The sequence below is a fragment of the Pseudomonas sp. Leaf127 genome (assembly GCF_001423155.1).
Classification (GTDB): Bacteria; Pseudomonadota; Gammaproteobacteria; order Pseudomonadales; family Pseudomonadaceae; genus Aquipseudomonas; species Aquipseudomonas ovata.
In genome coordinates, this window is record NZ_LMOA01000001.1 from 1 (window position 1) to 24458 (window position 24458).

Genomic DNA, 24458 nt, shown 5'->3' on the forward strand with positions numbered 1-24458 from the left:
GAAGTGGTGTAACTGAACCAGCCGAAGGCGCCCTGTGGGCGAAAGAGGAGGGTCATCGTGAAGTGGTGTAACTGAACCAGCCGAAGGCGCCCTGTGGGCGAAAGAGGAGGGTCATCGTGGTTCTTGGCTAATGTTGAGTTTGCGGACTTAACCTTCACCAGAGAAACCACGATGACCAAACCCACTATCGCATTGACCGAGCTGGTTGAGAAAGGGGCAGACGCYGATCTGCTCAAGCAAATGATCCAGTACGTTGCCCAGCGCATGATGGACCTCGATGTCGAAGGCCTGTGCGGCGCCGGCTTCGACGTCAAAAGTCCAGACCGCCTAAACAGCCGCAACGGCTACCGGGATCGCCTCTGGCAGACCCGTGCCGGCGATGTCGAYCTCAAGATCCCCAAGCTGCGCCAGGGCAGCTATTTYCCGGGTTTCCTTGAGCCCAGACGCACCGCCGAGAAGGCCATGGCTGCCGTCATTCAGGAGGCCTATATCCAGGGCGTCTCGACGCGTTCGGTGGATGARCTGGTCAAGGCCATGGGCATGACCGGCATCTCCAAGAGCCAGGTGTCGCGACTGGCGGGTGAGATCGACGAGCGCGTCCACGCCTTCCTTGATCGCCCGCTGGAAGGCGACTGGCCCTACCTGTGGATCGACGCCACCTACGTCAAGGTGCGGGAGGCCGGGCGTATCGTCTCGGTCGCCGTCATAATCGCCGTGGCTGTGAAYACCAACGGGGGCCGGGAAATTCTGGGCATGCGGGTCGGTCCGTCCGAGGCTGAGCCGTTCTGGACGGACTTTTTGCGCAGCCTGATGCGACGCGGCCTGCGCGGCGTGAAGCTGGTGATCTCCGATGCCCACGAAGGGCTGAAGGCCGCTGTATCCAAGGTKTTCCATGCCACCTGGCAGCGYTGTCGCGTGCACTTCATGCGCAACGCCATGGCCCATGTCGGCAAGGGCCAGCGCACCATGGTGGCCGCCCTGCTGCGCACGGTGTTCGCCCAGGACAGCCGCAGGGAATGTCATCAGCAATGGCGGCTGGTGGCCGATCAACTGAGGGAAAAGTACCCGAAAATCGCGKCGCTGATGGACGGCTGCGAGGACGAGGTGTTGGCACACATGGCCTTTCCCAAGGCGCACCGGCAGCAGTTACACAGCACCAACCCGCTGGAACGGTTGAACGCGGAGATCAAACGCCGCACCGAAGTCGTGGGTATTTTCCCTAACGATCCGGCGATTACCCGGCTGGTTGGGGCGATGCTGCTGGAACAGAACGACGAGTGGTGCCTGCAACGGCGCTACATGCAACTGGAGGCCTTCGAGGCAGTCAGCGATAATCCGCAGGCCAAGCTGTCGGCCGTAGTGGAACAGAACGACGAGTGGTGCCTGCAACGGCGCTACATGCAACTGGAGGCCTTCGAGGCAGTCAGCGATAATCCGCAGGCCAAGCTGTCGGCCGTRATCAACTAAACGGCAAACTCAGTGGCCAGAGCCATGATGAGTTACACCACTTCCTGGGACACGATCGTTTTTTTTGAGATTTGGTAGCCGGGGTAATCTGAATTTTGTTTGTAGGCTATTGATTTATATTAATAATACTAGATTGATATTTTTTCTGGAATGCCAATTGGAATACCAAGTGCTGTTTCGCTGATTGGTGATCCGCATTTGTCCCTCCCCAACGCGAGGAGCTTGATATCCCAGTATCAAGGGGCTCGCTCTGATGAACGTCTGCCAAGGCTCTAAATTAGGTGGGCTTCGCGATCATCGAAAGCAGTGAATTCGATAATTATTATGTCCAGATTAGCGTCATTGCCTTTAATTCGGGCGACTGACTAGGCAGATCTTGATACGGTGCCCCTTCAGAGGTTGCTCCACTAGAAAGGCATTCACCTGTGCGGCAGTACGTCGGTAATTTCATTTGCCCCGCTGAGCAGCGGTAAACGGGCGGTAGCGATCATGAGTCTGATCCACTGAGCGCGCATCAATGGGCATGACCCGTATGCTTGTCTCAAGGACGTGCTGACGCGGCTGCGGACGCAGCGAGTAAGTGAGAGTGATCAGTTGTTGCCGCGTCTGTGGATACCTGACTGACTTGCGCAAGGTGAATTGGGCGGACGCTTACCGTTCAATTTGTGATTGAACGGATATAGTAGCGTCGTGTGCGCATTGTCCAATGCAATACGTTGAAAGGAGTCGACATGAAGCTGATCGCCAATCGAATTAACGGGGTACATCTGCGTGACCTACTACCTGGGGCCGAGGTCGAGATAGATGGCGTGTTGGCTGCCGTGGCCTATGGCAGTAGTGCATCCGATATCACCCAAGATCTGGTCGGCCATTGCGTCGATAACAAGCTGCGTCTGGACCTATGGATGCGCTACGACCATACCGTTCCCGTTTCGGTAGAACTGCTTAAGCGACTGTTCAAGCATCAGAAAAACAATGTATTTGCGCGCTTTGTCCCCGACCGCTTCCACCCCAAGGTTATTTGGTGGAAAGGCTACGGCGCCTATATTGGCTCGGCCAACCATACTGATAATGGGTGGCTTACAAACATTGAAGCGGGAGTTTTCCTGACGGCGGACGAGTTGCTCGCCAATGGCTTGGACAACCAGTTGGAAGACCTATTCGACTACCTACGTGAACTGGAAGTGACCATCCCTATTTCGGCGGATTACATCGCTGAAATGGAGCGCTTCAACTTCTGGAACAAGGGCCTCTACGACGAGTCACGCAAGAAGCGCACCCATCCCGAATGGGAAGGTCCGAGCTTTGTCCAAGAGAAGGCCGCCTTTGACCGACGCAAGGACAATTTCAAGCAGGAATGGTTAGAAACGCTCGGTATTCTGCAGGGCATCCAGCAACAACTGGGTGACTACCGACCCAAATGGGTGAGTGCCAATGTCCCAAGTGCTTGGCATGTCGATCAATTTCTGCATGGTTACTATTACAATCATGTCGGCGACGCCCAGCGCAAGCCATACGAGGACTTCCACGAACACCACCGGGCCAACCCGCAGGCTGCACTGGAGGTTGAACTGAGGTGGTGGAAGTCTTTGTCGGAAGCGCCATCGTACGAAGACTACGCGCTTTATGAGAGTGCACCGGCGGTGCGTGAGTTGCTGGCGCAGGACAAGGTGCTCGAACTATCTAGTGAGGAATTCGCCGTCCTGTGTCGCAACACCCACGCCACCATGGAGCACATAATAAAAGTGCCAACCGCCGAGCTTGGCTTTCCTGAGCTGAAGACGCTGGATAGGGAGTCACGTGTGCGGCCCTTTGCCGAACTCATTCTGCGTCAGCGCAACCGCAAGGGCTGGGATGTTCGTAAACTACTCCACCACGTGCTCTATGAAGGGCAAGATAGTGAAATCTGGTTGCGCCTTTACCATGCTGGGCGCGACTGGGAGCACAGCATTCCACGCTACGGTCTGAATTCGCTAGCCGAGGTGATCGGCTGGGCCCGACCGGAGGTTGTCCCACCGCGCAACGGTCGTACCAGCAAGGCGTTGAGAGCATTGGGCTACGATGTGAAGGTCTATTGAGCCCTATATTAGATGTTTCAGACGACTAACGCCTGCTAATGGTTTGGCGGTTCAAAGTTGCGAAGGTTAGGATTATCTGATGCAAAATCACACTCCCCTCACTAGTGAGAAGTGATGTTTCTATGAAGTTAATTGCCCCATCCAATATGGTCTCGAGGGGGACAAGGTCTAGTATAGAAGTCAGTCGAGGTTGAACGGGCCATGGCGGATAGTCGCCCACGTAATACTCCGCACTGTGGTCTTCAGTCTTGGAGTTATGGGAGGAGGCGGTAATGCAAATTTGGACGGGGCTAGAAGTCCGCTTGTTGCGATATTCTACTTCGTCAGATCCAAGGTGTGCCTTGCCTTGCCTTGCCTGGGTGGGGAGGCAGGCTTCATCTACGGTCAGTCAATATTACTGTAACTAAATTTGAGAGTACAGATGCCAGGGTAATGCCTCGTTTCCTCTAATTGCGGAAGCAAGTGAGATCCACTTTGACTGGAGTTCCTGTTTCTCAGGTTTGCGACGTTATTCATATGACTTGGTGGACGTTTAATCTTTTTTGTAGGATATGCAATGCTCCATAGGGATTATTAATACGTGCTAGCTTAGATGGCGGTGGCGTATTAAAGAGTTCTGTAACTATATAAATTACGCTATTTGTTATGCGCTATTAATACATGTGGTAGCTTATAATCGGCATAAGTCGCCTGTCATGTCAGCACTTTATCTTTAAAGGTACCGTCTGCCAAAGATGGCGGACGGTACATTTGTCTATTCTTTGCATAAACGTAGGTTAGGGTTGATCGGCCGGAATCGCAGGTTGATAAGTTTCTCACGAACAATAGTTCAGGCCAGGTGCGCATTGTGGGGGAGTTGTTTCACTGACCCCGTGGATGTCAGCCCACGAATCATACCGGTCTTTGCCTGGGGTAAACTGACCGATTGTAATTGCTCGCGCGATTGTCGTATTTGATAAAAAATGAGGAGTCATATCCGGAAATACAAAGGCATGCCACCCATAACTATTATTCTCAGAAGAGAATTTCCTTCCTTCGCTATGAGATACTCTGAAATGCGTATCTTTATTGCGTTTTTTAACTTCAAAAGTGATGTTGCACGTTCTGCAAGTTAAATCCGGGCGCCGTATTTTTTTTGATTTGTCGTAAATAATCTTAAAGTGGCCAGGAGTTTGGAGTACATTGGTATCGAACGAGTGCCCTTGACTTACTAAAACCTGCGCTACAACTCGCTCGGCCTTTTCACCGGCTTTGGCACGTAGCGCGAATAGACCGTCTTCTTTCTGCGAGAAGTTTCCAGCGTCGCTCGGTTGTCCGATGTATAGGATATGTATCCAAAATAGTTCAATCGTGATCGAGTTCTGAGAAACTGAACTTACTACGACGTCAATGTGGTCGCCACGCTCTAGAACTCTTTTAAAATAATCTAAGGCCGAGATACGCTCTGTGCCAAAGGTCATAGCGTGATTTTTAGGTATTGAGAGAGGAAGGTTGCATCCTTCGAAGTATAACAATAGCAAGTCTTGATTGGTTTTAGCGTTTGTGATTTTGAGATTTCTAACTAGTGCAGTACTAGTTAGGGAAAGTATGTCTCTCTGGGGCTTTTCCGTTATTTGTGAGTATCTTGAGGGCGTATAGTCCATTTGCCTATCTCCTGTGATGTGATATTTTCTAAGTGCTCTATATAAAGTTAGCTATGCGGGTGTTGTCTTGCATCGATCCCGCATAGCGTCTGGTCTTTGGATCGTTTTAGTGGCCTCAGTGATGTTTTAACAAAAACTGCTATAAGTAGTCACTTGCTAGCTCGCTCCGATATAGAGATATAACGTCATTAGCCTCTGCAATGGCTGATCTGACTTCTGCTCTAGTGAGGTCAAGTAATCTCAGTTTATTTTCAACCTCAGTTATACACTCTATACGACGATAGGCGTCTGGGTGTGCTGCAGCATACTCCGCCAAACCTTGCAACTTTGGTAGGGCATCACTCAGATGATGGCTATGCGGGTCTATCAAATCCGCGATAAAACTGCCATCCTTTTGTTTTACAAAAAATATAAAGTCTGGCCGCACAATTTTATACTGTTCGCCATTTTTATACGCTACACCTAGTGATGACTGTCCAGGCTGCTGCGGGTTTCGATACCAAAAGGAGAATCCGGCGCGCGCGCGCTCAATTTTGATGACAGATTTTTCCCATGTATTGAACTCTGCAGGGTAATCTCCCGCTTCATCGCATAGCAAGTGATCGCGATACGTAGGCAGGATAGTAATGCTGTCCTGTTCGATTGCCGTAGTAGGTTCATCTTTCGCCTCAGGTCTGACCAAATCTATATCCTGGGGCTCGTTGCTCATCTCCTTTACCTGACGATATGCCTCTTGTCGTTCATGAGAGAGGCTCTTGATGTCTACTCGATATTTTGTAAACCAAGACTTTGCAATCTTTTCTGCTTCAGCATCAAAAAAAGCTAACAGATCGGGTAGTAACCCCAGCGCAGCAATGTCGACTCGCGCGTCCACTAAAGCTTCAAGATAAGCTTCTGTGTCATCCGGCCCCGCTTTTTTTCGAGCGAGGTCTTCAGTGTACGTGCGTGCAATATCAGGCGTGATAATACGAGCTGCACGCCGAAAGGCATCATCAATAACCGCCATATCCGCGCCTTCCCAGAACTGATTGAATGACTTCGAATTACCCTTCAGGTCAGCAACTAGCGACAGCCCTTCAACATTCATCACTCCATCACGTCTGATGGCGATGTCATCTTGCCAACGCGCCCTCGCACCATCCAGCACTTTATGTAGCTCCGCGTGCGCTTTCTTACCCGCATCTGGAAACAGACCGTCCCATGCTAACTCATGAGCTAACGCAGTCAGCCGTTTAGGGGATCTTGCTCCTTTCTGAGGCCGAGTCTGAGATGGCAATGACTCAAACTTTGTCCAAACCGAGTCTGGTACTCGATCGGAGGGGCGCATCCTGCGCGGGTTGACGAGAATTCGACCAGTTGGAGGTTGATCAACTCCGTCGCTGCCGCCGTTCATTAAGGCATCTGCTACAGCGCTTACCGTTTTTGCATCGAATAAAGGAAGTAAGCAGTGCACCGTATTTAATTGTTCATTGCCCGGAATTCGACGGGCAAGAGGTGTCCTCACCATGCGGCCGAGTAACTGAGTAATATGTGTGCGGTCTACGGCTGCGCGGAAAGACACCATCACTTCAGCGCGTGGACAGTCCCAGCCGGTACTGATCGCGTCTTTGGCGATTAGCACTCTTATCCAGCTTGCATCTTGGACTAGCTCGGGGGATACATAAGGCACTCTATAGGGGCCAAACTGCTGCGTAGAATGTTCGCCGAAGACGTGCGCGATACAGTCACTAGGTGCATCTGGCCACTGTCGGAAAATCGTCGTAAGAGCTTGTCCAATATCATCAGGGTCTGGAGTATTTGGAACCTGAAGTACCATCAGGGGCGTAACAGAAGACTTTTCGTCTTGTTGTTTGGCATACGCCGCCCATTGAAGTGATGACTCCTTAAGTTTATCAGCTGCCCGTCTAAGAATTACGGTGTCAAACCTACCGGCCTCATCTGGAATATCAAGAATAATCGTGTCCTTTAGTAATCCGGACTCTTGGACTTTTTGCGCATCCACCGACACGTGAGGGAGGGTGCTGCGACCGATAGCTCCATCCATTGCTTTATTAAAGCGATCAACCGTTGCTGATATACCCCACACAATAGGTATGCTTGGTACGTTTTGCACGCCATTGATAAGTCTCAATACAATCGAGCTCTTAGCATTTTGCGCTGCTCTTGTAGGGCTTCCCATTCCTCTATGAGCTTCATCGAGCACTAAATACAAAGTCAGGGATGGTTCGTTGACCGTATTGCGTATAGTATCCCAAATAGTATTGGACCGCAGATCTGGCCGCGTCTCAGGGAAAAGCCCTCCGCTATTGTCTCCTTCAAAGCCTCGTACTAACAGACTGTTTTTTCCGAGTTTTTGGGTGTTTAGAAAATAAATTTTACGAGCTTCAAATTTTATACGATTGAAACTATTGTCCACAACTATCAAGTCAGTGTGTTTCAGCCGGTCAGAGGCTTCCATCAATCGGAATCTAGTTTGTTCGTTTAACGTTGGGTCATCGCTAAACCAGATGACTACTGCGCCAGGATCAGCATCAAAATTGTATTCATCTTCACCGAAAAATAGCGCTTCAAAAACTGCTGCGGCCATGACTGTTTTACCAGCACCGGTTACAGCTGTTAGTGAGAAGGCGTGTTTGTCGCCATCTTCCTGCCAACGCCTGCGCGCCTTTTTTAAGTTGGCTAAGGCGTCACGGACTGCATCGATCTGATAATCTTTGAGCGTAAACTTCATGCTCTATTCCCCATTCATAAAGCTGAAGTTTGTCAGGTACGACTCGTATAGCCTTACTGATTCGATATGGCTGGGTAGATGGCGAGTGACAGATTGAAAGCGGCGCTCGTCATTTGTTACTATATATGCAACGCGTAGCTCTTCAGCCTTTGCTACTGCATCGTAGAACGCAGCCGCATTATCTACGTCCACTAATAAAGCATAGGCATCCATCACCACCCAGCCCGTATCAGGCAGTCGGTCAGCCCTGCGGCCGCGGCTGCCGGCACGCAACCACAGAAGAGGCGCTATACGCGAAAACGCGCTGTTATGGCTCACCGATATAGGAGTTTCGTATGATAATGTAAAGAACTCTGCATTCTCTTCAAAACCTTCGGCGATTGGGAACTCATCTGTAAATTTGTAATCTCCGGGAATGATTTCTCCATTGGGCGTTTTGCCGGTAATTGCGGCGGCCACTCGAGGTTTAGTCACGTAGTCGCAGATCCCAAATGCCTCCCACTCTGGGTCTCCCGGGCGCAAGCCTTTCTGGCGAAGTGCTTGTTGCTCATTAGCTCCCACTTCATTGTTGGTAATACTGATACATTGGCGACGCCCGCCATCTTGGCGGTTTAGACGCATAACGGCATGAACTGTGGTGCCAGATCCTGCGAAAAAATCTAGTATCACGGCATTTGGTTTGTTAGCTAAAAAAAGACGCAGTGAGTCTTCTACTGCGTATAGTGATTTCGGGAAAGGGAAGGCGCGCCCAGGTATAAGAGACCGGAGTAAACTAGTTCCATACGCTCCGGCGTCATGTTTCGACTCTCGCCAAACTGTACTTGGGCGTGCTGCCTTCCCACCAGGTATCACAACGATCTTTGAGCCATCTGGTCGAGTGCCTGTGATTTTATATTCGCCTCGCTCCACTCGCTTTATGTCCTCTGTAGAGAGGTAGGCGATGGTGTACGGCTGATGTTCATTGCCGGGCGTAACTCTAACGTAGCCCCCGTTTATAGCTTGCTGCAGACTAGGACCTGTTAGACCCCAGATGAGAGCAGTTCCGTCCGGAGCGATTGGAAATACAGGTACGGCGCCGTTGACCACAGGCACATCATCGATATGATCATCATTCGACATCGGATTTCCGATGTGTACGATACGCATAGTTTCTCTATCGACATATACTGGATAAAACTGCCGAGGGCGTGAGCCACGAATCAATGCTTTCTGAGTACGGCGAAGGTAAAGCCATCGAACCTCTGCATCATTGCCGGAACGCTCGCCGCTTCCAAGTTCAATATTTCCAATAAAAACGAAGAAAGCGTATTCGTCGACTCGTGAAAATTCGTTTGCGCGACTGGTACTGCGAGGGCTAATAGTGATACTCACCATTTGAACGCGGCAGCCTTCGAAGATTTGCTCAAGTAGTAATCCCAGTCGGAGGTACTCTTTTTCATCAATCGTGATGATGAGCACTGAACTAGCAGGATTAAGTAAACTTTTTGCTAATAATAGACGGCGCTCTATCATTGCTAGCCATTTACTGTGCCGATAGAGATCATCACCTTCTACGTAATCATTATTATATTTCCAGTCTTTTGCTCCGGTATTATAAGGTGGGTCTATGTAAATCGCGTCAATTTTTCCACTATGAGTATAAGTGAGCGCCTTGAGCACGTGGTAATTTTCACCGTTGATTACGCTGTGGAATGGCTTTTCTCCACCGCGTTCAACTTTACCGGTGCTCTGCAGCCCAGGATATATAGCGTCGCGAAACTGGGCTACAACCACCAGATCCTTTAAGTCAGCTATTTGGGTTTGGATGCCACTAGGCTCTAAGAGCTCCAGTTCGGCAAGCTTACCCTGCTCAGAGGCTATAACACGAGCAACTCTCCATAGGCGCGAATCACCACCGCTCAAGGTATGGCGATCAGGCATTACCCGAACCTTGTCACCTTTGCGCACTGGGCGCCGAGGCAGTTCCACGGCCTCTGGACTATGGCGTTCGAAGTTCAGGCCAAACGGCAAGCGTGACGACAGACCATTGAACTCGCGTTCCAAATCGTTGCCCAGCTGTGCATCGTTTTTCTTGACCTGCGCGATGAGGTCAGTCAATCGAGACATCGAGTTCGTTTATCCTTATTCATTGCGGTAAAATTTTTTGGTGGCGCTTAGCCATTCTAGGCTCCCGCGACGCGCTCTGACGCCCGAATCCTCGGGCAGCACGGCAGACCAAGAGGCGACATTTACCCATTTGTTCAAGCTGACGGTCTTCATTTGAGACCCCGCTTCCTTCGCGAGCGTTATGTTGCCTGAGGTACAACCGCGATCTCATCGCACTGAATTTCGAGCCGAAACTGAACTGCAGCTGCCAAATGTGGCCAATCATCCCACGTTGTGTCGCGCCGGGCCAGCAGCGCCCGTATAATCGAGGCTTCTGTTTGAGATCAGAAAAGGTCCCCATAGCTAAACGTGCTCAGCGAAATTTGCATCAGATATGTCTTGGTTACCGTCCCAAATTCCTTCCATAGCCGCTAGAGGGGCTGGTAGGGAGTGTGCCCCTGCTTGCCAGTGGATAAATTTGCCGAACGAATGCTTTTAGCTGAGGTAAGTGCGACGGTTCATGACTGCAGCTTAGGCTGTATGAGGCTTAGGTTTCCCGTGTGCTAGGTACGGACGATAATAGGGTCACCTGTCTTTGTAAGCCTTGTGGTTCTTTGGTTTGGCTTTGATGTGTTGCCGTCGTCGTAAGCTTGGCGCGTTGGTGAAACGCTGATGACAGCGCGCTCGCTTTGGTGAATCTCGTTTTGGTATGGTGTCGCTCTAATCGAGGTTGATGCGAACATGAAATTATTGAACACGTATGAAGATCGTGACGATGCTGAGGATGCTGCAGAAAAGCTAGTAGGGGACAAACGCTTAGCCAGTGAGCGTGACGCAACCGTGACTATCTACAATTTATTTGGTATTCCCAGCTGGGGTAATTTCCTTCGTCTTGATATGTACGGCTTGGTGGAGTTGAAGGCACTTTTGCAGCAGCGTGCTAATTGGGGGTCAGATAGTATAGTTAGGCATGACGAACTGATCTCTGTACTGCAAGTTATCTCTAAAAATTATAATTTATCTATTCCCCCGCACTGGCTTTAAGGGGGGCGCAATTATATTGTTTTATTAGGGAGGTTTTGACTTTTTGGTGGCGTGTAGTTTAAGGTATATATGCTTGTTTGGATGACCTGATTTGCGGTGGGGGGCTTGTAGTAGTGTAGGTGGTCGCGATTTTTTGAGATATCTGCTGGGATGCTTTGATTAGTATCATTCCTTATCTTCACCAGTCGGCGCAATCTGCAACTATTTGGGTAAGTTCTCATTTTCTTACTCACATGCCTAAGACATAACGACGCAATCGAACGAAACTGCTCATTTTCCGCAGGACGTTGACCGGGTGGTAGGGGTGCCGATGACGCGACGGTGCCTGACGTCGAGGTGTTTCGATACTGAATGGCTTGTCCGCTTAGCGCATTCACCGATAGATAGGTGAGTGAGTCTCTGTCTCGCCTGATGAAGGTTTGCCCGCGATCCAATCCCATGGAGAGTGAGTTCGTTTCGAGTATTAAGGGTGGCGTTCGATGTGCTTAGACGTGCTTCGAAAACTCTTCATGCCAAGATTGCGGTCACTGGTGCAGAGCCTAAAGTGTCATTGTCCTGGGGGCTTTTAGAAAGTATTGAGGCCGGTTTCCGTGGCGTTGCGGCAAACGCTGCTCAATCTCCGTGCACATACTGCGTCCCGACAAACCAGTTCATGCTGAGAGTCTAGTCTACGCTTGGGACTTTTCTTTTCCCGCCAAACCCTCCGATCAAGCGATCTTTGATCGCGCCGGTCGGAGGGTTCACTCATTGTTCTCGAAGTCACCTTGTTCCAGCCTCCTATTTCAAATTTAATTCGCGCGACGCCATTGTCAATCCGTCAGTAATTGCCCGTGATTTCTATCGAGTCGAACGCAGTTTCAGCGTCAGAGTCGAGGTTGTCGTAGGGCTACAGCTAGAGATGTGGCGACACCGGCGACGGCGGCGACAACCCATGCAGGGCGCAGGCTGGGGCATGGCGACAAAAGTGGCGACAGTCGCCACTTATTGGCCGCTTTGCTCGTGATGCTTGACCACCTATTCGAGTGGGTATAACAATTGGCGCACGGACCGCTGTCGTTGACAGCACCTGCCCAGGTAGCCAGAACCTTCAAGGCTACGCCCCTTGTGTGGTGGTTCTTCCCCAAGTGCGATTAGCGTCCGGCGGCTCGCACGGTCACTCTTCTAGCGTGATGGATGCCTACTCGACCTATCTGCCCACTGCGGCAGACGATAGACCCTCCTCGCTGCATTGCAGCAACCTCACATCTTGGCACTCTACGCTGCGCCAGACCGCGCCCGTCTCTTTCTCTTGGAAAGAGACGGGCGCTCGTACCACTGCTGCAAGCCATGTCGTACAAGGCATTGCCGCAACCTTTCTCGTGACAATCGGCCTGACAAATCCGATTCGTCGCCTTCCGCAACGACACAGGCACCGGTGCCGCAGCCTATGGAAAGGCTGCATCTGACTGACGGTCAGGCATGCCCCAGGTGTCGATGTTGTGGCCTTCTCTCACCCAGGATCTCTAGGTGCCGAACTCGTCAGTCGGCACAACCTCCACCCGCCCGCATCGTCGGATGCGTCTAAGGAGGCCAGATTCATGGGTCATGCCCTTGCTCCCGGTCGTAAGGAGCCGTTCGTTCCGCGTCAGTGAACACCTCACAGGCCGCAGGGGCCTTGATCCCTGATAACACTCAACAGCCGTGGCGGGACTACGTGAGGACGACCAGCAATAACGAGGAGAGGGCGCATGCAGCAGTTAGATCCGAAGCTTGAACTACCACAACCACCTCTACCACTGATTGAGTCGAATCCCGTGGCCCAGCCTTATCCGGTGCAGGCACTGGGTGGGATTCTTGGGCCTGCAGTCGAACGCATGGCCGAGGTCATCGGGGTGCCCCAGGCATTGGCTGCACAATCGATGCTGGCTGCTTCGGCGCTGGCCACTCAAGGTCATGCGGGCTTACAGCTCGATGGGAGAAATTATCCGCTGTCGCTGTACCTGATCACGGTGGCCGCGTCAGGGGATCGTAAAACGGCGGCGGATCGATGTGCATTGCTCCCAGCACGGCAATGGGAGCGTGAGCAGTGGCAGCGCTACCGCGAACAGCTCGCTCGGTACCGTGTCGCGCAGCGACAGGCCCAGCGTATCAACCCTGGCGATCCCAACCCCACAAACGGCGTACCGCTTGAAGCTGAGCCCTCTGCACCTAGGCTGATCACCACGGATCCGACTATCGAGGCCCTGATAAAAGGACTCTGCCATGACTTACCGAGCATGGGCCTGTTCTGTGACGAAGGAGGGCAGTTCCTCGGTAGCACCACCATGAGTCGGGACAACCGTTTGAAAGCGGTCACGACCTTGTCGTCACTCTGGGACGGTAGCCCGATTGATCGTGCTCGCTCTATGGCAGGCGAAAGCCTACGAGCATATGACCGACGCCTGAGCCTGCACCTGATGCTGCAACCGTATCTAGCCATGCAGTTACTCAGTGACCCATTGCTGCAGGGGCAAGGCATTCTCGGTCGCTGCCTCATCACCTGGCCCACCAGCCTGGCCGGACAACGCAGTTACCAGTCTGTCGACTTGTCCAAAGACCCCGCCCTAAAGCGATATCACCACCGTCTTTCGGCCCTGTTTAATCAGCCTTGGTCACTTTCCGCTGACGGCGCCTTGCGGCTATCACCGCTGACACTAAGTCCGTTAGCACGCCGTCGCTGGATTGATTTGCATGATGCCATCGAAGCTCAGTTGGGGGAGTTTGGCGAACTGGCCAGCGTACGGCCCAGCGGATCAAAGGCCGCCGATAACCTGCTGCGCGTCGCCGGCATTCTTGCGGTTGTGGAGGAGAGCAGCGTCGTGGAGGTCGACCATATCCAACGGGCCTCCGCTTTAGTCGGCTACTACCTCACCGAGATCCAGCGCCTGACTGAGCGGGAGCCAGTGTGTCGGGTAAAGGAAGAGGCGGACCGGTTGCTGCGATGGCTACAGGTCAAAGATTGGAAGCGTTTCAGTATTCGTGAATTGAATCGCAACGGTCCCCGTTTTGCCCGTAAAAGCAGTCGTCATACCGCCAAGCTGTTGGTCGAGTTGATTGATCATCAGTGGCTCATCACCGACGGCCACACCTTCGAGGTGCGCCATGTTCAATCTTGATGAAGCGCTGCGCAACCATCTGGCTCAGCGCGAAAAGGAGCCGAAAGCGCAATTTGTCGCCGTTACTGTCGCCACTTTGTCGCCACGCTCAAAGCCAGGCAGGGCTAGGGATGTCGCCGCTGTCGCCGGTGTCGCCACCACCAGTAAAACTATCACCTCGACGACAGCCATCATTCAGTTGTTGAAAGAGCAGGGCGTGCATCTCTACGTCACTGACAACACGCTGTGTTTTCGTCCGACTGATTGGGCTCAGTTCGCGATTGTAAGTCCGCACTGGCGAGCCCTTTTGCATGATCTCGCGGCAGTCGATCAGGAACAGAAAAATGGCTCGGGTCGGTAAGCGAGCGGGGCGCAATTTCGGCTTCGGTCGCCAGCTTAGCTATGCTGGACCGCAAGCACTGAAAGACCTGTTTGGCAACGGCCATTTTGCTACCGTCAAAGCCCATAGCGATCGCTGGCAGGCCTTCGTGAATTGGTGTCGATCCGAGGAAGGGCCGAGGCTCAATGACGCGCGTCAGATCGACCGCGAGATCCTCATGCGGTACGCTGCCTATGTGAGGCAGCAGGTTGACCAGGGCAACGTCGGCATCGCCACCGCGCAGAACCGACTGTCAAGTGTGAACCGAACGATGGCTGCGCTGCGCGGTGATCAGTACGTCAAAATCCCCAGTCCGAGCAAGGCGCTGGGTATGCAGCGCTCAAACGTGCGCGGGGAGGCACCGCAAGGCCAAGATCGTGCTCAGATCGAGTTGATCGCACGCGCACTGTCAGAGCGAGGTCAGCAACGAGTGACCGCAATTGTGCATCTGGCTCGGGAGACTGGTATGCGCCTGCGTGAAGCGATCTTGGCTGACCTGCCCCGACTGCAACGTGAGGCCGGGCAACTGGGCAAGATCAACATCCAAGACGGCACCAAAGGTGGTCGATCAGGCGCGTCAGCACCGCGCTGGATCGCGGTCACTGATCAAATCCGTGGCGCCTTGGATAGGGCCTGGGAGGCTTCACCCCGCGGCAGTCGGAACCTGTTGGCTCCCAACGAGAGCTACAAAGAGTTTATGCAATCAGTTGTGCGACCGGCACGGGACCTCCTGCATGAACATGGATTGAAAGGCTTTCATGAGCTGCGGGCGGCTTACGCCTGTGAGCGCTATGAGCAACTAATCGGCTTTCCTGCACCCGTTAATGGTGGTCGTGTTCATCAAGAGGATCGAGCACTCGATCAGCGAGCCCGTAAGCAGATCAGCCACGAGTTGGGACATAACCGCATCGATGTGGTGAGTGCCTACATCGGAGGCCGGCAATGACGGCCGAGTTCGACATAGCGTTGTTTCTGCGCCCCGTGCTCAAAGGTGCACATGCCACGCAGCAGCGGCACATCAGGCAAGCAGAAAGGATGCACGAGGTGATTCGTGAACGCTGGGGTTGCGCGACTCCCTGGTCCTGGAGGGAAAAGCACGTGAGATGGTTTCTGGAGCACTATTTGCGATGCTCAGCTCCAGCTACCATCTATTACTACGAGTTAACAGCAGGGTTGATCCGCCGTAGAAAAGCAAAAACGGTGGTTGCCTGATAGACCTTTAAACGTGAGCCCCTGAGGATGGGAATGCGGAGCCTTCCCATCCTCAGGGGCTTGGCTGAAAAAGCGCAGGCATACCAGAGATCTGGCAACTGTCGTCTCCTTTCACCCTACTACACGACACGAATCGTAGCCGGTGCCGCGTACCTTTTGGATGTTCAGCGAATCGGTACGACGTTGCGATCTCTGGTTTGATTGATAGCCGATGCCGACAGGCTGCCGGTGGCCGCGTTCTGGATATGTTCACTCCACCACGCCATCATCGGACGCCGGCGTTCGATGTAGTCAGTCCTGTTGTAGGCGCTACGAACTTCGTCCTTGTCGACATGCGCCAGCGCGACCTCGATCAGTTCCGGATCCCAGCCATGCTCATTCAGGATGGTGCTCGCCATCGAGCGCAAACCGTGGCTGACTAGACGGTCCTGAAAGCCCATGCGTTTCAGCGCCATGTTGGCGGTCTGGCTATTGGCATGGGTGCGGGGATTTCTATCTGAGGGGAACACGTACTCTCGGTTACCGCTGAGTTGCTTGAGCGTCTCCAGTAACGCAAGTGCCTGATCGGTAAGAGGGATTGTGTGCGGCCGGCGCTTTTTCATGCGCTCTGGCGGAATGGTCCAGATGCGCTTGTCGAAGTCGATATCTGCCCATCGTGTGGTGGCTGCTTCGGAAGGGCGGGTCATCGTATGCAGTTGCCATTCGATCAGACAGCGGGTGGTGCGCTTGATGCTGGCGTTCGCGATTTCCATCATGAGCTCGGGAAGCTCCTCAGGTGGTAGCGCAGCCATGTTCTCTTTCTTGGGTTTCTTGAACACCGCCCGAATTCCATTGAGGGGGTTCGCGAATATCAGCCCGGAATTGACCCCGTAGGTCATGATCTCGTTGAGTCGTTGGCTCAATCGTTTAACGGTTTCGAGGCTCCCTTTAGCTTCGATTGGACGAAGGATCTTGATAACCATCGGAGCAGTGATTTGAGAGAGCGGCGTTGTTTTCATGCTTGGGAATACATGAAGCGTCAGCGATCTCCAAATGTCTTCGGCGTAGGCTTTGGTTACGGAGTCTTTCTTCAGCTCGAACCAAGCGGTGGCCACCTTCTCGAAAGTGTGTTCAGTCTCAGCAAGTTTGGCTTGCCTTACCTCATCACGCTGGGTTTTGGGATCAGTGCCCAAAGCGAGCAGCTCACGCGCCTCTGCGGCTTTCTTCCGGGCGTTGGCTAGCGAAAGGTCGGGGTAGGGACCAAGCGCCATATTGATACGGCGTCTGGTCAGGGGCTCGCGGTAATTGAAATTCCAGATCATTGAGCCGCTTGCGCGGACTCTAAGCTGTAAGCCATCGCCGTCGCTGAGGACGAAATCTTTACCAGTTGCCTTGACCGCCTTGAGCTGGCGATCTGAGAGGCGGGTTGCGTTAGTAGGCATGGGGCTACCTCCAGCACCGTTTTGGTATCCTGAAAATAGCATTTGGCAGTTCGGGATACCACCTGGGATACCAAAGCGGCTGGAACTCAGAAACTCTCCAAAGCTCCCATAAGCGCTGAAACCCCCGTATTTGCTGGACTCCAGGCACAAAAAAAGACGTCCGTGGACGTCTTTAGTTGATCAAATGGTGGAGCCGGGGGGATTTGAACCCCCGTCCGCCAGTACTCCGCTGTCGGTCCTACATGCTTAGCCGTGTCTATTAAGTTAACCCTCAGCGACCCGACGGGCAGGGTGCTTTGGGCGAGTTGTGTAAGTTTTAGTCACATCGGCCACAACGTCCTAAGTGACGATCCTGTTCTATATGACAATCACTTCGGGTTTACAGGCATCCCCTAGTGATTGCTGGAGCCGAAGCTACCAGAAGAGCTAGTCGCACCGCTTACGCGGCGAGAGCGTAGCCCTCGTAGTTTTCGTCATTGGCAACTATAGAAAGTTGCAACAGTGGATTTACGACTTCTGTTACCAAGTCGGCATGCACCTAGAGTTTCATCACCGGCGTCGAATCCAAATCGGCCCCGTGACTGCTTTGCGGGCAGTCAGTGGGGCGCAGTCTACGCCTTTCGAGGCGTGAAGTCGACCCACTGAAGCGGACTGCCGGCGATTATTTGGCGCCCTGGCTGCCCGAACCGATCAGCTTGAGCTCGGAAATGCTCTTGGAGGTCAGCTCGATGCATTTCTTTTCGTCACCGGCGGCTTTGGCGGCAGCGGCTTCGTCGTGGGTGGTCTTGAGCGCGGTCTTTTTGTCCATGCTCAGGTTGCTGTTGGTGGAGACCTGGGCGTCCTTGAGGACTTGCAGGTTGGTGTCGCACAGGTCGTCTGCGGCGAAAACGGGGGAGGCCAGCAGGGCAGCGCTGAAGAACAGTCCGGTGAGAGCGGTACGTTTCATGTTGTTTCTCCATAAACCTGTGGACTCGGTGGGGTCCGTCGGTGGGACGGGATTCCGAGATTAAAAAGCCATCTGTTTCATCTGGCTTACAGGATTGACTGTGCCGCTTGGCAGGGGTTCTATTTATTTTTGGGGGTGAAATGAAATGTTGAAAATGCGGTGAATATGCACTGAAAGGGGGCGATCTGGGTGGTAGCGGTTGGGTAGGGCGATAGATATGTAGTGCTTGGAAGTCAGTCATCGCCAGCAGAGCTGCCTCCCACGGGCTGAGTGAGCGAGGCATGAGGTTCAGGCGGACATTGATTCTGTTGGGCGCTGCTTGCTGCGGGTGGTGTTCTGAGTATGGGACGGGTATGGGCGATGGGTATGTGGTGTTTGGACGTCAGTCATCGCCGGCAAGCCGCCTCCCACGGTGGTGGGTGGGGGATGAAGTTCGGGGGTGTCAGTGGTTTTGGTGGCGGGGGCTGGGTGAGGGGCATTTCTGCCCCTTTTTTGGGTTAGATGCGGCGGGGTTGGGTGACGCGGTCTACCAGGTAGACGAGGCTGTGGTAGTCGATGCCGGAGTGGTGGGACAGGCCGATTTCGCAGGTGCGGCTGGTGGAGATGCCTTCGTTGCAGTGTTGCACGGCGTCTTTGAGCGGGCGCAGGGCGTGGGCGTTGAGTTCGGGGGTGGTGAAGCCTTTGTCGCCGGCAAAGCCGCAGCAGTGGATGCCTTCGGGGATGACGACGTTGACGCTGCAGCGCCGGGCCAGTTCGATCAGGGCCTGGCTTTCGCCCAGGTGCTGGGTGCTGCAGGTGACGTGCACAGCCACCGCTTCTTGTTGCGGGGTGAAGGTCAGTTTGTCCAGCAGGTGGGTGCGGATGAAGCGCACCGGGTCGTAGAGGTCCAGGCGGGTGTCGGCCAGGTCCTGCGCCAGGCGCAGGGTGCAGGGGCTGGTGTCGCAGTAGATCGGGTCGAGGCCGCCGCGGCTGGCCTTGAGCAGGGCGTTGAGCAGTTCGGTGCGCTTGGCGTCGGCCTGTTCGGTGTAGCCCTTGGAGGCAAAGGGCTGGCCGCAGCACAGGGTGTCCTGGTCGTCGGGGAACACCACTTGGTAGCCGGCTTTTTCCAGCAGGTGGCGGGTCTTGTCGAGCAGGGAGGATTGCTCGCGGTCGCCGATGGCCGGGCCCATGACCCGCGAGACGCAGGCGGCCAGGTAGACCACGCGGGGGCGGGCGTCGTGGATCGGTGCGCTGAGGCGAATGGCTTGCTCGGGCTGGGGCATGGCCGGCGTCCATTGTGGCACACGGCCGGCGGAGGCTTTGCTCAGGCTGGCCGACCATTTGGCCAGGCGCGGCGCGCCCAGCAGCATGCGCGCGCCGTTGGCGGCGTGCAGGGTGAAGCGCGCGCCCTGCAGGGCGGTCTTGAAGTGGCTGGCCAGCCAGCCGGCGGCCTTGTCGTGGTGCGCCTGTTGGCTGCGCAGTTTTTTCACCAGTTCGCCGGTGTTGATGCCCACCGGGCAGCGTTGGGCGCACAGGCCGGTGGCGGCGCAGGTGTCGATGCCCTGGTAGTGGTAGTCGCGCTCCAGCGCCGTGGTGTCTTCGCCGTTGCGTTTGCGCGCCTGGATGTCACGCCAGATGACGATGCGCTGGCGCGGGCTCAGGGTCAGGCCCTTGGAGGGGCAGACCGGCTCGCAAAAGCCGCATTCGATGCACTTGTCGACGATGTCGTCGGCAGCCGGCAGCGGTTTGAGGTTTTTCAGGTGGATCTGCGGGTCGTCGCTCAGCACCACGTCGGGGTTGAGGATGCCGTTGGGGTCGAGCAGGCGCTTGAGCTGCCACATCAGTTGGTAGGCGTCGGTGCCCCATTCCTTTTCGACAAAAGGCGCCATGTTGCGGCCGGTGCCGTGTTCGGCCTTGAGCGAGCCGCCGAATTCCACCGCCACCAGTTCTGCGACGTCGTCCATGAACGCCTGGTAGCGCGCCACTTCGGCCGGGCTGTTGAAGCCCTGGGTGAAGACGAAGTGCAGGTTGCCTTCCAGGGCGTGGCCGAACAGGATCGCTTCGTCGTAGCGGTGTTTGTCGAACAGCTCGATCAGGCGGCGCACGCCGATGGCCAGTTGCTCGACCGGAAAGGTCACGTCTTCGATGATCACCGTGGTGCCGGTCTGGCGCACCGCGCCGACCGCTGGAAAGGTGTCTTTGCGAATCGCCCAGAGGCGGGCGTTTTCCACCGGGTCTTCGCTGAAGTCGACCTGTTTTTCCACCGGGAACGGCGCCAGGGCGGTCATGATCTGAGCCAGTTGTTCATGCAGCAGCGGCTGGCTGGCAGCGCGGGCTTCGATCAGCAGGGCGCAGGCGTTGTCCGACAGCGCGCGCACGAAGGCCGGCATGCCGGGTTTGTCTTGCACCGAGCGCAGGCTGCGGCGGTCGAGCAGTTCGACGGCGGCCACCGGTTGCTGCTTGAGCACGGTGACGGCGTTGCAGCAGGTTTCGACGTCGGGGAAGACGATCAGCGCCGAGGCCTTGTGCGGGTGGTCATGCACCGTGTCGTAGGTCACCGCGCTGATAAAGCCCAGCGTGCCTTCGGAGCCGACCAGCAGGTGGCTGAGGATGTCCAGCGGCTCGTCGAAGTCGACCAACGCGTTGAGCGACAGGCCGGTGGTGTTTTTCAGCCGGTATTTGTGGCGGATGCGGGCGGCCAGTTCGGTGTTGGCGCGGGTCTCGCGGCCCAGCCGGGCCAGGTGCCCCAGCAGGTGGGCGTGGCGGGTGCGAAAGGCGGCGACGCTGGCCGGTTCTTCGGTGTCCAGGCAGGTGCCGTCGGCCAGCACCAGGCGCAGGCCGGCCAAGGTGTGGTAGGTGTTCTGCGCGGTGCCGCAGCACATGCCGCTGGCGTTGTTGGCGACGATGCCGCCGATCTTGCAGGCGTTGATCGAGGCCGGGTCCGGGCCGATCTTGCGCCCGAACGGTGCCAGCCAGGCGTTGGCCTGGGCGCCGATGACCCCCGGTTGCAGGCGGATCTGCGCGCCGTGCTGGCGAATTTCCCGGCCGTTCCAGTTATCGCCGAGCACCAGCAGCACCGAGTCGCTGATGGCCTGGCCCGACAGGCTGGTGCCGGCGGCGCGAAAGGTCACCGGTACGCGCGAGGCCTGGGCCAGCTTGAGCAGGGCGATGACTTCGGCTTCGGATTCGACACGGATCACCAGTTTCGGGATCAGCCGGTAGAAGCTGGCGTCGGTGCCGAAGGCCAGGGTCGAGAGCGGGTCGTCGAAGCGCCGCGCAGGCGGGATGAGCAACTGCGCCTGGCGCAGGAAATCGGCGGGCAGGGTCATGCGTCCTCCAGAATCAGCACCACCAGGTCCTTGGGACCGTGGGCGCCATAGGCCAGCACTTGTTCGATGTCGGCGGTCTTGGACGGGCCGGACACCAGCAGGGCGTTGGTCGGCATGCCGCCGGCCCACTGTTGCTCGCGCTGCACCTGGTACAGGTTGTCGTAGATCTGGCTGGCCTTGAGCAGAGCAACGTGCACCGGCGGCACCAGGCTCATCAGGCGCGGTTCTTCACGGGTCGGCCAGAGGATCAGGCTGCCGGTGGCGGCGATGGCGCCCAGGGTCGAGGTAACGCTGGCGGCGGTGTCGTCGAACATTTCCTGTTTCCAGTGCTCGATGGGCCGGTCGTAGGCCTTGAGCGGCGCCAGGCCTGGGTGCTGCGCCCAGTGCGCGGTGATGCGCTGCCCGTGGGGCGTGGTCGGGGCGATCAGCAGGTTGTCCAGTTGCCGCTCGGCGACCAGTGCGGCCAGGCGTTGCGGCCAGTTCTGTTCGGTGCACAGGTGGATTTCGGTGTGCACCGCTTCCATCAGTTTGCGCAACTGGGCGATGCGCTGGTCGGCGGGGTAGGACCAGGGGTCGGTCACCAGCGCTTCATTGAAAATGTCGGCAATCGGTTGGGTGCCGGCCAGGCTGTGGCGCAGTTTGGCGAGGATGTTGTGCCGGGCGTTCATCAACGCTCTCCTGTGGGGCGGGGCTGCGGTTTGCCCTGCTGGTGGTCACGGGCCAGGTCGTGCAGCGAGCGGGCGGCGGGCCTGGGCGCGCTGTGGTTCTGGGTCCAGGGGCCGATATTGCCCGGTGTCAGGCCGCGCAGGCGCGTGGCCATGAAGCCGAAGGCGCGGTACAGCGCAGGCGAGGTGTTGAGCCGCGCCCAGAGGTTCCAGATCAGGCGTTCCTTGCGTGAGTATTTCTGGCCCTGGTCGCGCATTACCGGGTTGGGGCTGTCGGGCGCCTTGACGTTTTCTTCGCGCAGGCGGCGCAGCAGGGCCGGGATCGGAATCTTCACCGGGCAGACTTCGCCGCACGCACCGCACAAGGAGGAGGCGCTGGGGTGATCAGGAACCTTGTTCAGGCCGGCCATGTGCGGGGTGATGATCTTGCCGATGGGGCCGGGGTAGACCTCGCCGTAGGTGTGGCCGCCGACGCGGGTGTAGACCGGGCAGTGGTTCATGCAGGCGCCGCAGCGGATGCAGTTGAGGGTCTGGCGCAGTTCGCTGTCGGCAAAGGCCTGGCTGCGGCCGTTGTCGAGCAGCACCAGATGCACTTCTTGCGGGCCGTCCAACTCGTGGGCCTGGCGCGGGCCGGAGATCATGTTGACGTAGGTGGTGATCGGAATGCCCAGCGACGAGCGGGTCAGCAGCGACAGCAGGGGCACGGTGTCGCGCAGGTTTTCGACGACTTTCTCGATGCCGGTCACGGCGATGTGCACCGGTGGCACGCTGGTGACCATGCGGCCATTGCCTTCGTTTTCGACCAGCAGCAGGGTGCCGGTCTCGGCCACGGCGAAGTTGACACCGGAGACGCCGATGTCGGCCTCGAAGAATTTCTGCCGCAGCACGCGGCGGCCGATCTGGATCAACTGGTCGACGTCGGTGGTGTACTCGACGCCGAGCTTTTCATTAAACAGTTTGGCGACTTGGGCGGCGTTCTTGTGGATGGCCGGCATGATGATGTGCGAGGGCTTTTCGTGGTCCATCTGCACGATGTATTCGCCCATGTCGGCTTCCAGGCACTCAATGCCGCGCTCGCCAAGAAAATGGTTCATCTCCATTTCTTCGCTGACCATCGACTTGCCCTTGATCAGTTGCCGGGCTTCATGCGCCTCGACGATCGACAGCACGATGGCGTTGGCTTCTTCGACGGTCTCGGCCCAGTGCACCTTGACGCCGTTGCGGATCAGGTTGCGTTCCAGTTGCTCCAGCAGGTCGGGCAGCTTGGACAGGGCGCGGGCGCGGATGGCGTTGCCCAGGTCGCGCAGGTCTTCGCGCTCGTCGGCATCGCTGAAGGCGGCGGCGCGCTTGGTCATCAGCGAGTCCATGGCGCGGCGGAAATTGCCGCGCAACTGGGCGTCGCCCAGGGCCTGGTGGGCGCGCTGGCGAAAGTCGGGTTCTTCTATCTGTACGGCAGGAATGCGCGTGTGGCTGTTCATGAGCGGCCTCCGGTGCGTTGCCATAGAAAGCTGGCCAGGTGCTGGCCGCGCAGGGACTCACGCTGTTTTTCCAGGGCGCCGTTGATGTTCATCAGGCAACCGCAGTCGGCGGTCAGTATCTGGTCGGCGCCGGAGGCTTTCAGCGATCGGGTTTTGTCGGCCACCATGGCGCCGGAGATGTCTGGCATGCGCACGCTGAAGGTGCCGCCGAAGCCGCAGCATTCGCTTTCGTGGTCGTGCTCGACCCACTCGACGTTGTGCAACTGGCCGAGCAGTTCGCGGGCGTGCAGGTGGGTGTTCATTTCCCGGCGCGCCGAGCACGAGGTGTGCAGGGCGATGCGGGTGGGCTGGCCGTGGTCGGTGAAGCGCACCTGGCACACGTGCAGCAAGAATTCGGTCAGCTCATAAGTGCGCGCGGCCAGCGCCTGAACCTTGGCCAGCATCTCGGGTTCGTCCCTGAACAGGTCCGGGTAGTGCTCGCGGAACATGCCGGCGCAGGAACCTGACGGCAGGATCACCGGCGCGTCGCCGTCGAACAACTGCACCTGGGCACGGGCCACGCTGCGGGCCTGCTCGGTGTAGCCGCTGGTGTAGGCCGGCTGCCCGCAACAGGTCTGTTCGGGCGGGTAGATCACCTCGATGCCTTCGCGTTCGAGCAGGTGGATGGCGTCCATGCCGGCTTCAGGAAAGAACAGGTCGACCACGCAGGTGCCGAACAGGTAGACCTGTTGCGGTTTGTTGGTCGGGTACTGCCGCGGCGCATGGCGCGGGGCCAGGCGGGTGGCATTGGCGGGGGCAGTAGAAGCTGCGTTGTAGAACAGATCGCTCATCAGGTGCTTCTCCGGGTGGGCCCGGTTATCCGTGCGCGGCTGCGTTGTGGGCGACCGC

The 24458-nt window shown here is 56.1% G+C and carries 15 protein-coding genes, 1 other RNA gene and 2 pseudogenes; 8 read left to right on the plus strand and 10 right to left on the minus strand.

Annotated features, from left to right (window positions below):
- Positions 1-171: 171 nt before the first annotated feature.
- From ASF84_RS00005 to ASF84_RS00010, 3 genes and pseudogenes are all read left to right on the plus strand, one after another.
- A pseudogene (locus ASF84_RS00005) lies at positions 172-1356 on the plus strand (IS256 family transposase); the annotation flags it as partial.
- 570 nt (positions 1357-1926) lie between these two features.
- A pseudogene (locus ASF84_RS28205) lies at positions 1927-2091 on the plus strand (transposase domain-containing protein); the annotation flags it as partial.
- 107 nt (positions 2092-2198) lie between these two features.
- Complete coding sequence (locus ASF84_RS00010; protein ID WP_056833959.1) at positions 2199-3545, plus strand: phospholipase D family protein; 1347 nt, start codon at positions 2199-2201, stop codon at positions 3543-3545.
- Between the two features lie 815 nt (positions 3546-4360).
- On the opposite strand, the gene ASF84_RS28900 is transcribed toward ASF84_RS00010, so the two are convergent.
- From ASF84_RS28900 to ASF84_RS00020, 3 genes are all read right to left on the minus strand, one after another.
- Positions 4361-5188, minus strand: coding sequence for a hypothetical protein (locus ASF84_RS28900; RefSeq protein WP_156684117.1), 828 nt, complete (start codon positions 5186-5188; stop codon positions 4361-4363).
- Between the two features lie 139 nt (positions 5189-5327).
- On the minus strand, positions 5328-7919 hold the full coding sequence (locus ASF84_RS00015) for a DEAD/DEAH box helicase (RefSeq protein WP_056833961.1): 2592 nt from the start codon (positions 7917-7919) through the stop codon (positions 5328-5330).
- Between the two features lie 3 nt (positions 7920-7922).
- Positions 7923-10025, minus strand: a complete 2103-nt coding sequence (locus ASF84_RS00020; protein WP_056833963.1) for a site-specific DNA-methyltransferase — start codon at positions 10023-10025, stop codon at positions 7923-7925.
- A 720-nt stretch (positions 10026-10745) separates the two neighbouring features.
- Here ASF84_RS00020 and ASF84_RS28210 point away from each other — a divergent pair.
- From ASF84_RS28210 to ASF84_RS29555, 5 genes are all read left to right on the plus strand, one after another.
- Positions 10746-11048 (plus strand): hypothetical protein, encoded by a 303-nt coding sequence (locus tag ASF84_RS28210; protein ID WP_082481213.1) that lies wholly within the window; start codon positions 10746-10748, stop codon positions 11046-11048.
- A gap of 1727 nt (positions 11049-12775) precedes the next feature.
- Positions 12776-14182, plus strand: a complete 1407-nt coding sequence (locus ASF84_RS00025; RefSeq protein WP_056833965.1) for a YfjI family protein — start codon at positions 12776-12778, stop codon at positions 14180-14182.
- Positions 14169-14522: a hypothetical protein gene (locus ASF84_RS00030; protein ID WP_056833967.1), complete on the plus strand. Its 354-nt coding sequence runs from the start codon at positions 14169-14171 to the stop codon at positions 14520-14522. Before ASF84_RS00025 ends, ASF84_RS00030 begins: the two co-directional genes overlap by 14 nt.
- Positions 14506-15486, plus strand: coding sequence for an integrase domain-containing protein (locus ASF84_RS00035; RefSeq protein WP_056833968.1), 981 nt, complete (start codon positions 14506-14508; stop codon positions 15484-15486). The genes ASF84_RS00030 and ASF84_RS00035 overlap by 17 nt, the downstream gene beginning before the upstream one ends.
- Positions 15483-15752, plus strand: coding sequence for a hypothetical protein (locus ASF84_RS29555; RefSeq protein WP_016568976.1), 270 nt, complete (start codon positions 15483-15485; stop codon positions 15750-15752). The genes ASF84_RS00035 and ASF84_RS29555 overlap by 4 nt, the downstream gene beginning before the upstream one ends.
- A gap of 164 nt (positions 15753-15916) precedes the next feature.
- Here the strand turns inward: ASF84_RS29555 and ASF84_RS00040 are convergent, their stop codons facing one another.
- From ASF84_RS00040 to ASF84_RS00065, 7 genes are all read right to left on the minus strand, one after another.
- Entirely contained in the window at positions 15917-17173 is a 1257-nt protein-coding gene (locus ASF84_RS00040; RefSeq protein WP_056833969.1) for an integrase domain-containing protein, read from the minus strand.
- A 185-nt stretch (positions 17174-17358) separates the two neighbouring features.
- Positions 17359-17750: a transfer-messenger RNA gene (gene ssrA / locus ASF84_RS28225) on the minus strand.
- A gap of 84 nt (positions 17751-17834) precedes the next feature.
- Positions 17835-18119, minus strand: coding sequence for a hypothetical protein (locus ASF84_RS00045; protein ID WP_056833971.1), 285 nt, complete (start codon positions 18117-18119; stop codon positions 17835-17837).
- A 497-nt stretch (positions 18120-18616) separates the two neighbouring features.
- Entirely contained in the window at positions 18617-21427 is a 2811-nt protein-coding gene (locus tag ASF84_RS00050; protein ID WP_056833974.1) for an FAD-binding and (Fe-S)-binding domain-containing protein, read from the minus strand.
- Positions 21424-22095, minus strand: a complete 672-nt coding sequence (locus tag ASF84_RS00055) for a LutC/YkgG family protein (RefSeq protein WP_056833976.1) — start codon at positions 22093-22095, stop codon at positions 21424-21426. Before ASF84_RS00055 ends, ASF84_RS00050 begins: the two co-directional genes overlap by 4 nt.
- Entirely contained in the window at positions 22095-23570 is a 1476-nt protein-coding gene (locus ASF84_RS00060) for a LutB/LldF family L-lactate oxidation iron-sulfur protein (protein ID WP_056833977.1), read from the minus strand. The genes ASF84_RS00055 and ASF84_RS00060 overlap by 1 nt, the downstream gene beginning before the upstream one ends.
- Complete coding sequence (locus tag ASF84_RS00065; protein ID WP_056833980.1) at positions 23567-24400, minus strand: (Fe-S)-binding protein; 834 nt, start codon at positions 24398-24400, stop codon at positions 23567-23569. The genes ASF84_RS00060 and ASF84_RS00065 overlap by 4 nt, the downstream gene beginning before the upstream one ends.
- Positions 24401-24458: the final 58 nt, after the last annotated feature.